An 11865-nucleotide genomic window follows, 5' to 3' on the forward strand; every position below is an offset into this window, starting at 1 on the left:
TTTCATTTATTTAATATAGAAGATGTAATAAGCTGAGTTAGTGTAATAACAAAACAATAGTATAAGGTGTGAAATTTATTATGGAGGAACAAGATTTAATTATATTAAGGGATAAGCTTGTAGCGTTAAACCAAATACGGGAAGAACTTGTTAAGCTAGAATTAAACCCCAAATATAGAATATTTTATGATCAAAATGTAAGTCCTTTACTATTGTCTTTATTAAGTTTATCTTATGCAAGCATAAATTTTAGTCATTCTGCTTCATTTTTGAACACTATAAATAATAGTAAAAATTCAGAAATAAAGGATTTGCTACATTTAGTATATGATATTCAAGGGACTTCTCAACATGTGCTTTGTGAATTAGAAAAACAACTAGATATATTATTAAAGTTATATTGCAAATAGTTATTTTTAGAGGTCCTAGTGGCCTCTTTTGAATTTTAAATATTTCTTATGTTTAAGATTAAATTTAACATTATTGGCAAAAATATAATGAGAATATAAAATAAGAGAGGTGTCCTTAGTGGAAAAAATATGTCCCATATGCAATAAAATAGAAGAAAAAAACATATGTTGCTTCAGATGTAGTGGAATCATGGTGGATAAAGGAAGAATACAAGAGTACATGGGCCCTTATGGATCAGAAATGCCTATAAAAGATTCAAAGGAATATTGCTTACATTTATATTGTTGTGAAAAATGTAATTTTATGAAAAGAGTACACATAAAGAAGATAATCATATAAAAATATGTCATATAAAATATGAAAGAATTAATTCATAAATTGCTACTTATAAAAAGAAGTCTATTGTTTTTATACTGCATTATATTATATAATATTCTTTATATAATGAATTTAAAATAAATTTAAAAGGGGGAAAGACTATGACTAATACGATACTGCAATATCAAAAAGCATTTAACAACATTGTAGATAGATTAAAAAGTGATAAGTCTGTTTTAGCTGTTATGGTTTTTGGAAGTATGGTAACGGGAGATCTTTGGGATGAATCAGACATAGATTTGTTTGTAGTAAAGGATGATGAGGACAATACTATAAAGAATATTTATACTAGGGAAAAAAATGTGCCAATCCATATAAAGCTTATGAGTAAAGAGAAATTTATAAATTTACAAAATGAAGATTTAAAGGGTGGATTTTTACACAGAATTTTTTCCGCATCTAGATTGGTTTTCTCTAAGGATATGGATATCACCAATAGATACGATAGAGGAAGATTTTATCCAGATTTAGATAGAGAGATATGGAATATGATTTACCTTGCAAAGGCTTTAAAAAATATTGGGGTTTGTAAGAAATACTTAGCAAATAATAGAATATATACTGCTTATACTTCAGCTATAAAATGCTCAGAAGATTTTGCAAAACTTAAAATAAATTCATCAGGATATATGGTAAGTAAAGATGTTATGAGTACAAGTATGAATATAGATGAAAATTTTAGAGTTCATGTAGATGAATTATTTTTTAATAATTTAAAAGCTGATGAGGGAATTAGGGATGCTATAGCTTATATAGAAGCAGAAATCGACAAGGATTTAAGAAATATAACTGGATTTTTATTAGAATATATAAGAGAAAAAGATTCTTTATTGAGTGCAGAGGATATTAAAAGAGATAAATTATTTAAGGATTTTGATATAGATATGGAAGAGATATTAAATAAACTGTGGGAAAAGAATCTTTTAAAGAAGGAAACTAGAGATTACAAATCTTCAGAGGGAAATGTGTTATTTAAGGAGAATGTATACTTTGTTTAAATAGCATTATATAAGGCACATTCAAATAAATAACAAGTCAGTATGCTAGTCTATTTTGCGTCATACTGCGTCAGCAGAACCCAACGATAGTTCTACTAGCGGCGGAACCTGCTTCCTTGTCTGACACAAAATATACCAGCATCTTTCACTTGTTATTTATTTTAATGTACCTAAAGGGAATAATGTATGTGCGGTGATTAAATGGAAAAGTATAAAGTGAATTTTCAAGAAGAAGAAAATAAGTATGTTCAAATATATAAAAATATTAAAAAGCTCATAGATACATCTAAAATAGAAGAGGGGGATAAACTGCCCTCTATTAGAAAGTTAGCTGAGTATTTAAAAGTTAACAACGTAACTATAGTAAATGCTTATAAGAAGCTAGAAGAAGAAGGATATGCGGTACAAAAGATTGGCAGTGGAACTTATGCCAAAAGAAAAAATAGTGGAAGAGGCTTTAGAAAAGAATATGCAAAAGCCTTTAAAAATGCTATGGATCATCCAGGAGAAAAATATATAGACTTTACAGGGGAGGCCACTTGTGTAGATTACTTCCCTGTAGATGTTTTAAAGAAGGTAATAGATGAGGTTTTGGATAGGGATGGGGCTGAGGCTCTAGTCTATCAAGAAACCCTCGGCTACCACGGACTTAGAAAGAGTATAAATCATTTTTTTTGGCAAGGAAAACTGAGTGATGAGGACATACTTGTGGTATCTGGAGCGCAGCAAGGCATAGATATAGTTACAAAATCTATAGTTAATGTGAATGACAATGTTATTGTAGAAAAGCCAACATATAGTGGTGCATTATCTGTTTTCAAATGGAAAAAAGCCAATATAATAGAAGTAGACATGCTTCATGATGGAATTGACATAGATCAGTTAAAGAAAGTTTTAAAAAGACATAAAATTAAATGTTTTTATACTATGAGCTATTTTCAAAATCCAACGGGTATAAGTTATAGCTTAGAAAAAAAGAAACAAATATTAGAGTTAGCAGATATTTATGATTTCTATATAATAGAAGATGATTATTTATCAGAACTTATATATAATGAAAATTTAAAGTACAAAAGCTTTAAGAGTTTAGATGCTAATGATAGGGTAATATATATAAAAAGCTTTTCTAAAATATTCTTGCCAGGTATAAGATTAGGATACTTAGTTTCACCAGTAAGATTCATAGAAACTATGAAAAATTCAAAGATAAATACAGACATATCTACATCTAGCTTAATGCAAAGAACTCTTGATTTATATATAAAAAAAGGATATTGGAAAGAGTATATAAATAAACTTAATAATATATATGTAAAAAAATATAAATTTACTAAAGAAAAGATAAAAGACTTATTAAAGGATAAAGTTACTTTTAATGAACCACAGGGTGGACTAAGTTTCTATTTGAAAATATCTGATAAGATAAAAATAGACAGTATTAGTCTTTTTTATAAGTGTAAGGAAAAAAACATATTAATTACACCAGGGGTTCTTTTTTATAAATTTCCTCACGAGGGTAAAAGATATTTTAAAGTGAGCTTTTCACAGATATCTAACGAGGACTTAGAAAAGGGACTCAAAATTATATATGATGTTTTAAAATAGAACTAAAAGTGAGATGAATAAGTGGTGAAAAAGAATTTACTAAATGTAAAATGGGAAAATATTCAAAATTATGATGACAAGGATATATCTTATTTTCTTTTTTTGGAAGGTAAGGATTTAGAGGCTATTTCGAAAATAAGAAATTTAGACAAAATAGAGGTGCAAAACCACATAATAGAAGGTAAAATAAGGTATAGATTTTTAGCTAAAAATTCAAGTGTAGAGGAACTTTTTACATCCATATACCAAGCAGGTAAAGAGGATAGAAAACTATTTTTAAAATTTGTAACTGGGGAAACAAAGGAAAAGCTAATAAATTATATAAAGTCTAATTATGCAGATATGCCACCTAAAAGCAAGGAGAGAGCAGTATGGATATTAGGCGAATTAAAAGATGGGGTAGATATTTTAAAAAAAGCTTCAGTGCACAAATTCACTAGCATCAGAAGGCTTGCGGTATCTGCCATGGGTAAAATAGGACATAAGGATTGTGAAATTGCTTTAATTAGAGCATTAGATGATGAAAATCCTCAAGTGGTTTTATATGCCATAAAGGCATTGAATAAATTGAATAGCCAGTTAAGTTTGACAAAGCTTAAAGAAATAGAAGATAAATGGAATAAAGAGTATATAAGCAGAGCAGTGGATGAGTACATTAATCGTATGGAATCTTAATAATTTTAAGAGGAGATGGTTTGATGGGATATTTAACCATAAAGGATAGGGCAGAAGCTAGATTCTATGAAAAGAAATCAGAGTTTATAGGATATGTAAAAAGGGTAGAAACGGAAGAAGAGGCTAAAGAGTTTATAGGAGAAATAAGACATATGCATAAGCAAGCTACTCACAATGTTTATGCATATGTCATAGGAGAAAATAGAGGAATACAAAGATACAGTGATGATGGGGAACCACAAGGTACAGCAGGTATACCTGTGTTAGAGGTTATAAAGAAAAACAATGTATCTGATTGTGTTGTGGTGGCAACTAGATATTTTGGAGGAGTATTATTAGGAGCTGGGGGACTTATAAGAGCCTACTCAAAAACAGCAGCTATGGCTATAGAACAAGGAGGAATAGTAGAAAAAGTAAAAGGGATTCCTATAGAAATGATAATAGATTATGATATGTTAGGAAAACTTCAATACACTTGTGAACAAAAGGGATGGTATATTGAAGACACAATATATACAGACAAGGTAGCCCTTTTATTTTATTTTGAAATAGATAAAAAAGAAGAATTTGAAAAAAGAGTTATAGATATAACTGGTGGCAAAGTAATAATAGAAGAAAAGGATGAGGATATTTTCTTTAAAAAAGATAGCAGATTGTATTTAGTTTGCTAGTTTGTTAGTTTAGGGTAAATTTATTGTTCCGAGCTCTTATGCAAGTCATGGAGGAGAAATTTCATAATTCCACTACATTGTACCTTTTTGTGGGTTAATCATAATAAAAGTTAAAATAAAAGGAATACTAGTAAAAGTAAGTAATATGATTATAGCTATGGAAAAACAAAACTCCAAAGGAGTTTTTAATAAAATATAAATTAAAGAAATTCCTATGGAATTTAAATATTCATTTTAAATTTAAAGTATTATAATTTAAAAAATTATAATGATAATAGCATGAAATACAAATAATAATTATATAATAATTATTATTACTTGAAAATAAAAGTATATTATGGTACTATAATTATATATATGTAATAATAATAGATATTGGAGGTATGGTTATGGCTGTAGAAAAATTAAATGAAAACATATATTGGATCGGAGTAAAAAATCCTGAACTTAGAGTTTTTGACATAATAATGGAAACTAAGAAAGGAACCACATATAATTCTTATCTAATTAATGATGAAAAAGTTGCTATAATAGATACGGTTAAAGATGGATATTATGATGAATTTCTAAGCAATATAAAGAGTGTTATAGGAGATAAGAAGGTAGATTACATAATAGTTCAGCATACAGAGCTAGATCATAGCGGTTCTTTAGTTAAACTTATAAAGGATTTCCCAGAAGCAAAGGTAATAGGGTCAAAGGCAGCATTAACTTACAGCAAAAATATAACTAATATGGATTTAAATGCCATGGATAAGCCAGATGAATTAAATTTAGGAAACACTACACTTAAATTTATATATGCACCGAACTTACATTGGCCAGATACTATGTTTACTTATGCTAAAGAGGATAAGATACTTTTTACTTGTGATTTTTTAGGATGTCATTATTGTCCACAAGGATGCATGACAGATGCTTGTACTGGAGAATATTTTGATGAAATGAAGTATTATTTTGACGTTATAATGGGACCATTTAAAAAGTTTGTACTTGCAGGATTAAACAAGATCAAAGATTTAGATTTTAAAATAGTAGCTCCAAGCCATGGACCTATACATGTAGATGATTTAGAAAAATATTTGGATTTATATAAACAGTGGGCAACGGTAGAAACTCCACAAGAAAAAATAATTCCTATTTTCTATATTTCAGCTTATGGTAATACAGAAAATATAGCAAAGTACTTCCAAAAGAAATTAGGAGAAAATCAAATTAAATCAGAAGTGTATGAAATAACTACTACTGATATGAATAAAATGGTGGATATGATTGAAAAAGCTCCTGGATTTATGATAGGATCACCAACAATCAATCAAGATGCTGTTAAACCATCTTGGGACTTACTATCTTTTGTATCGCCTATAGTAAATAGAGGTAAGGTAGCTGCAGCTTTCGGATCTTATGGATGGAGTGGTGAAGGTGTACCAATGTTAACTGATAGAATGAAAAGCTTAAAATTAAAGGTGGTAGAGCCAGGATATAAGGTGAACTTTGTGCCATCACAAGAGGATTATAAAAAGGCAGATGAATTTATAAATAAATTTATTGAGCTTTTATAATCTCTAATGAGTGGGTAAGAAATGTATTTTACTGTATTGCTTGCAAATGAGTGATAGTTAAAAGTATAGATGAAAGTATATTAAAAATGAATAGGAAAATATAAAAATAGCCCTAAAACTTCTATGTGTAATTATTGTACCTAGAGGTTTTAGGGCTTAACTAATAATTTTTCAATTATAAGTGTAGCTTGTAATTGAATAGAATTTAATGTGGTTAGAGGTGTTTTGATATCCAATCCATAAGTTCTAAGCAAATATTTAAAGTTTGCTGTGAAGAATCTAATTTAGTGTTTAACTCTACAAAATCTAAAGAGCAAATTAAATTAGTTTCCAATAGCGCTTTTAAGGCATATTTACCATGAGATAATTCTATACCTTCACATACAGGAGTACCTGTTCCTGGTACCAAATTTGAATCAAGGCAATCTATATCAAAACTTAAATGTACAGCATCTATATCTTTAGATTTTAGTTTGGAAATAACATCTTCCATTACTTTTTCAATGCCTAGTTCTTTTATAGTATTTGTAGTATATAAATTTATGTTTTTATCTTTAATAAGTTGAGTTTCACCCTTGTCTAAGTCTCTAGCAGCTATCAAAAATACATTTTCAGGATTTACATTTACTCCATGATAGTATGTATTAGTTAAATCATTATGGCCTATTCCCATAGCTGCTGCTAATGGCATGCCGTGAACATTTCCAGAAGGGGTGGTTTCATGGGTATTAATATCACCATGAGCATCTATCCAAACTACTGCTAATTTAGAATATTTTCTGTTGGCACCTCTTAAGCTTCCAAGACCAAGAGCATGGTCTCCACCGATGATTAATGGAAAATTGCCTGAGTTAATAGAGGTATATACTTGATGTGCTAAGTTTGTATTTACGTCTACAATTTCTTTTAGATACTTCATTTTATTGCTGTGACTATATTTGTTTTTTTCTGAAACTGCTGGAACATATATGTTTCCAAGATCATAAACTTTATGATTGTGCTTTTCAATAATGTTTATAATACCATTTTCTCTTAGGGTATTAGGTGATAAATCTACTCCCTTTCTATCACAACCATAGAATAGTGGTACTCCTATTATATTTATGTCCATAATGATACCTCCAAAATAATTTTTTTATACAGAAAATTATTATACATTAAATAAAATAAAAATTTAACTACTTTAGTAAAATGCAAATAATTAAAAAAAGACTAAATATTTATGCAATTATGAATTTTCGAGAGCATATACTATTGTATATAAATTTAAAAATGATATAATAAATATAAAGTTATCCTGAGGTGTTCGCAAGGCTTATTGGTTCAACCGACACAGTAGAATAGGGATTTTCAAAATTCTTAAGGATATGGGGGATTTAATATTTTATTAAATTTTGATAGAATTAAGATGCGAAGAACCCACCTGGTATATAGCCGGGTGTGTACTATAAGTTAAACGGCATGTTGGGAAACTTATTAAATGTAATTAAGAGCCTTCTAGGAGGCTCTTAAAATTTTATTTCAAAGAATTTAATTCATCTAAAGCATTTTTACAGCTACAGCACCAATTATCTAATTCTATATGATCTATAAAATATTCTAGAGTGCTTTTTAATGTGGACATCATTTTATCCATATTTTCGCTTACTTCTCTATGAGTTAATGGGTTATTAGATATGCCAGCAGCGTAGTTAGTCACAAGAGCTATTGTAGCATAGCATAAGGAAGCTTCTCTTGCCAATATAACTTCAGGTACATTGGTCATACCTACTACATCTCCACCTAATGTTTTATACATTTTTATTTCTGCAGGAGTTTCAAATCTAGGTCCTTCAGTGCAAATATAAGTACCTCTCTGAACTAGTGGAGCTTTTAGGGCATTAAAAGCCTTTATAAGATTTTTTCTTATTTCTCTACAATAAGGTTCCGTCATATCCACATGAATTACACCTGAACCCTCCTCATCGAAAAAAGAATAATTTCTATTTTTGGTAAAATCCATAAAGTCATCTAACAATACAAAGTCTCCAACTTTGCAATTATTAATGCCACCTACAGCAGCAGTAGAGATTATTAAATCTACATTTAACTCTTTTAGAGCAGTTATATTTCCTTTATAATTTACATTTGAAGGTATTAGCTTATGACCAGCAGAATGTCTTTCTATAAAAAAAATTTCTTTTGTTCCCCTAATACCTTTTAAGTAGGATATTTCACCATATTTAGTAGAAATGCTACATTTCATTGGATTTTTAATGAATGAGCTATCATAAACGCCTGTACCGCCTATTATGCCTATTTTCATATATGCGTGGTGTCCCACTCCCTCCTTCCAAATTTTTAATTGGTAAATAAAATATATTTATACTTTAGTATTCTACATTAGAGTTTTTTTACCTTTAACAAAAAAACTTTTCAATATAATTTAAATTTTGATATAATATATTTAAAGTAATATACTCAACTTTCGCACATTAAAGTTCAAGCTCTACATTAGATTAATAAGGTTTTTAATTTAAAATTTAGAATATAAGATAGAAATTTTTAGAATAGGTAAAAAGTAAGAAGTAATAGGTAAAAAGTAATAGTTCTTGAAAAAATTCAACAAGGCTGAATTTTCAGCACAACTATTACTAGATGGTCTTATTTATTCACAAATTAATTATAAAAAAACTCTTTGAGTTTTATCCTTAACTTTTACTTCTTAGCTATTAACTACTACTTATCTGCAAATTTTATATTTTTAGTTTATAACTGCGAAAGTTGAATAATATATATTATATTAAATTAATATATAAATATATTAGGAGAGGGTATAATATGGGTATGGAAGAGTTAATAGGAAGAATAAATTTTTTATATAAAAAGGGTATTGGTGAAGGACTTACCCCTGAGGAAAAGTTAGAGCAAAAGAAATTAAGAGATCAATATATAGGAATAATAAAAGGTAATTTTAGATCTCAACTTAATACCTTAAAAAAGGTTTCCTGTAGATAGTAAGTTTAAATAAAATAAGAAAGGAAAGTATATATGGGGGTCGCAGTAGAAGAAATAATAGATAAATTAGGATTAGAAGTTTTAGTTAGAGGAAAAGATAATGTAAATATAAATATAAGTGATATAAATAGACCAGGACTTCAATTTGCAGGGTTTTATAATTATTTTGCTAATGAAAGAGTTCAGGTAGTTGGCATGGCTGAATGGAGTTTTTTGGATGCTATGTCTATTGAGCTTAGAAAGAAAAGACTAAAGAAGTTTTTTCAATTTCAGACACCTTGTGTTATAATAACGAGAAATCAAGAATGTCATGAGGAACTTATAGAAAATGCTATAAAAAGTAATACATGGATTTTAAGAACAGACAGTATATCTACGAGATTCATAAGTAAGCTTATGGGTTATTTAGATGATAAATTAGCACCAGAAACAAGGGTACATGGAGTTCTAGTGGACGTATATGGCATAGGCATACTTATAACTGGGGAAAGTGGTATAGGTAAAAGTGAAACTGCCTTAGAGCTTATTAAAAGAGGCCATAGATTAGTGGCAGATGATGCGGTAGATATAAAAGCTATTGATGGTATATTAAAAGCATCGTCACCCTTTATAACCCAAGGTATGCTTGAGGTTAGAGGTATGGGAATAATCGATGTGCCTGCACTTTATGGTTTAAGTTCGGTGCTAGAAAGTAAGACAATTCATTTAATAATTAACTTTGAACAGTGGGAAGAAGGAAAACATTACGATAGACTTGGATTAGACAAGGATTACACAAATATACTAGGAGTTGACGTTAGGAAGCTTACAATACCTATAAGACCAGGAAGGAATATAGCAGTCATTATAGAAGCAGCGGCAGTTAATTTTAGATATAGTTTGAATTCAAAAGAGACTCCAGTGGACACTATTGAGAAAAGAATGGATATAAAAAGGTAAATGTCATAAATTTATTTAAAATGTCATAAAAACATGTTAAATGCCATAAATTTATTTAAAATGCCATAAATATATTAATAAGTACAAATATTATGGGTAAAACACAAAAAAACATATTTGTATTTTGATATATAATTTAGTACAATGTATATAATGATTTAAATTTTCATAGGGGGGAGAAAAAAATGACAGAAAAAAAACAAAATCTAGAAAAGAAATATGAATTGGCTTGGGACAAATACACTAAAGAGGATATGGAGAAATTAAATGCACTATGTGACAGATATATAGACTTCATGTCTAAGTGTAAAACTGAAAGAGAATGTGTAAACGAATGCATAACTATGGCTGAAAAAGCAGGCTACAAGAATTTAGATGAGCTAGTAAAGGAAGGCAAAACTTTAAAAGCTGGAGATAAAGTTTATGCAAACAACATGGGAAAAACATTGGCTTTATTTGTATTAGGTAAAGAACCATTTGAACAAGGTATGAGAATATTAGGAGCACACGTAGATTCTCCTAGATTAGACCTTAAACAAAATCCATTATATGAAGATTCAGATTTTGCAATGTTAGAAACTCATTACTATGGTGGAGTTAAAAAATATCAATGGGTAACAATTCCACTAGCTATACATGGTGTATTTGTTAAAAAAGACGGTTCTATTGTAAACATGGTAATAGGAGAAGATGAAAATGATCCAGTAGTTGGAATATCTGACCTATTAATTCACTTATCAGCTGATCAAATGAAAAAGACTCTTGCTGAAGGTGTAGAAGGAGAAAATTTAAATGTTACATTTGGAAGTATGCCAGTAGAAGATAAAGAAGCTAAAAACAGAGTTAAAACTAATATATTAAGAATGTTAAATGAAAAATATGGTATAGAAGAAGAAGACTTTGTTTCAGCTGAATTAGAAGTAGTTCCAGCAGGAAAAGCAAGACACTATGGATTAGATAAGAGCATGGTACTTGCTTATGGACATGACGACAGAATTTGTGCATATACTTCTTTTGAAGCAATGATGAAAATAGAAAATCCAGAAAAGACTTGCGTAACTTTACTTGTAGATAAAGAAGAAATAGGAAGTGTTGGAGCAACTGGAATGCATTCAAAATTCTTTGAAAATGCAGTAGCTGAAGTTATGAACTTAGCTGGAGATTATAACGAATTAAAGGTAAGAAGAGCTCTTACAAATTCAAAAATGTTATCTTCAGATGTTAGTGCTGCATTTGATCCAAATTTCCCATCAGTTATGGAAAAGAACAACTGCGCTTACTTTGGAAAAGGTATAGTATTTAATAAATATACAGGAGCTAGAGGAAAAGGTGGATGCAACGATGCTAATCCAGAATTTATAGCTCAATTAAGAAGCATAATGGAGAAACACAATGTTTCTTGGCAAACAGCTGAACTTGGAAAGGTTGACCAAGGCGGCGGTGGAACTATAGCTTACATCCTTGCTCAATATGATATGGAAGTTATAGATTCAGGTGTTGCTCTTCACAACATGCACGCTCCATGGGAAATAGCAAGCAAAGCTGATATATATGAAGCTGAAAGAGCTTACTATGCATTCTTATTAGAAGCGTAATTGTAAATTACAAGTTTAATTATAAGTTGAATTT

12 protein-coding genes and 1 other RNA gene are annotated in these 11865 nt (G+C 29.4%); 11 read left to right on the top strand and 2 right to left on the bottom strand.

What is annotated here, in order from left to right:
* Positions 1-80 precede the first annotated feature (80 nt).
* The 7 genes from C1715_RS08360 (at position 81) to C1715_RS08390 (ending at position 6300) form a co-directional block, all read left to right on the top strand.
* Positions 81-410: a hypothetical protein gene (locus C1715_RS08360; protein WP_102400058.1), complete on the top strand. Its 330-nt coding sequence runs from the start codon at positions 81-83 to the stop codon at positions 408-410.
* 118 nt (positions 411-528) lie between these two features.
* Complete coding sequence (locus C1715_RS08365; RefSeq protein WP_102400059.1) at positions 529-750, top strand: hypothetical protein; 222 nt, start codon at positions 529-531, stop codon at positions 748-750.
* 140 nt (positions 751-890) lie between these two features.
* The gene (locus C1715_RS08370) at positions 891-1787 is read left to right on the top strand and encodes a nucleotidyltransferase domain-containing protein (RefSeq protein WP_102400060.1); all 897 of its coding nucleotides are present in this window, start codon (positions 891-893) and stop codon (positions 1785-1787) included.
* A 201-nt stretch (positions 1788-1988) separates the two neighbouring features.
* Positions 1989-3392, top strand: coding sequence for a MocR-like pyridoxine biosynthesis transcription factor PdxR (gene pdxR, locus C1715_RS08375; RefSeq protein ID WP_102400061.1), 1404 nt, complete (start codon positions 1989-1991; stop codon positions 3390-3392).
* 24 nt (positions 3393-3416) lie between these two features.
* Positions 3417-4067, top strand: a complete 651-nt coding sequence (locus C1715_RS08380) for a HEAT repeat domain-containing protein (RefSeq protein ID WP_102401910.1) — start codon at positions 3417-3419, stop codon at positions 4065-4067.
* A 23-nt stretch (positions 4068-4090) separates the two neighbouring features.
* The gene (locus tag C1715_RS08385) at positions 4091-4738 is read left to right on the top strand and encodes a YigZ family protein (protein WP_102400062.1); all 648 of its coding nucleotides are present in this window, start codon (positions 4091-4093) and stop codon (positions 4736-4738) included.
* A gap of 389 nt (positions 4739-5127) precedes the next feature.
* A complete protein-coding gene (locus tag C1715_RS08390; RefSeq protein WP_102400063.1) occupies positions 5128-6300 on the top strand; it encodes an FprA family A-type flavoprotein in 1173 nt (390 codons plus the stop codon).
* Positions 6301-6514: 214 nt separating this feature from the next.
* Here the strand turns inward: C1715_RS08390 and rocF are convergent, their stop codons facing one another.
* Complete coding sequence (gene rocF, locus C1715_RS08395) at positions 6515-7411, bottom strand: arginase (RefSeq protein WP_102400064.1); 897 nt, start codon at positions 7409-7411, stop codon at positions 6515-6517.
* Between the two features lie 180 nt (positions 7412-7591).
* On the opposite strand from rocF, the gene ssrS reads away from it, so the two are divergent.
* Positions 7592-7775, top strand: a non-coding RNA gene (ssrS, locus tag C1715_RS08400) — 6S RNA.
* Between the two features lie 41 nt (positions 7776-7816).
* On the opposite strand, the gene C1715_RS08405 is transcribed toward ssrS, so the two are convergent.
* Complete coding sequence (locus C1715_RS08405; protein WP_102400065.1) at positions 7817-8605, bottom strand: phosphorylase family protein; 789 nt, start codon at positions 8603-8605, stop codon at positions 7817-7819.
* A gap of 515 nt (positions 8606-9120) precedes the next feature.
* Between C1715_RS08405 and C1715_RS08410 the strand changes: the two genes are divergently transcribed.
* From C1715_RS08410 to C1715_RS08420, 3 genes are all read left to right on the top strand, one after another.
* Positions 9121-9297 carry a DUF896 domain-containing protein gene (locus C1715_RS08410; protein ID WP_102400066.1) on the top strand — a complete coding sequence of 59 codons (177 nt, stop codon included), beginning with the start codon at positions 9121-9123 and terminating at the stop codon, positions 9295-9297.
* A gap of 33 nt (positions 9298-9330) precedes the next feature.
* Positions 9331-10236, top strand: a complete 906-nt coding sequence (hprK, locus tag C1715_RS08415) for an HPr(Ser) kinase/phosphatase (protein ID WP_102400067.1) — start codon at positions 9331-9333, stop codon at positions 10234-10236.
* A 185-nt stretch (positions 10237-10421) separates the two neighbouring features.
* On the top strand, positions 10422-11831 hold the full coding sequence (locus C1715_RS08420) for an aminopeptidase (protein WP_102400068.1): 1410 nt from the start codon (positions 10422-10424) through the stop codon (positions 11829-11831).
* The last annotated feature ends 34 nt before the right edge of the window (positions 11832-11865 follow it).

It is taken from the genome of Haloimpatiens massiliensis (assembly GCF_900184255.1).
In the GTDB taxonomy this organism is placed as follows: domain Bacteria; phylum Bacillota; class Clostridia; order Clostridiales; family Clostridiaceae; genus Haloimpatiens; species Haloimpatiens massiliensis.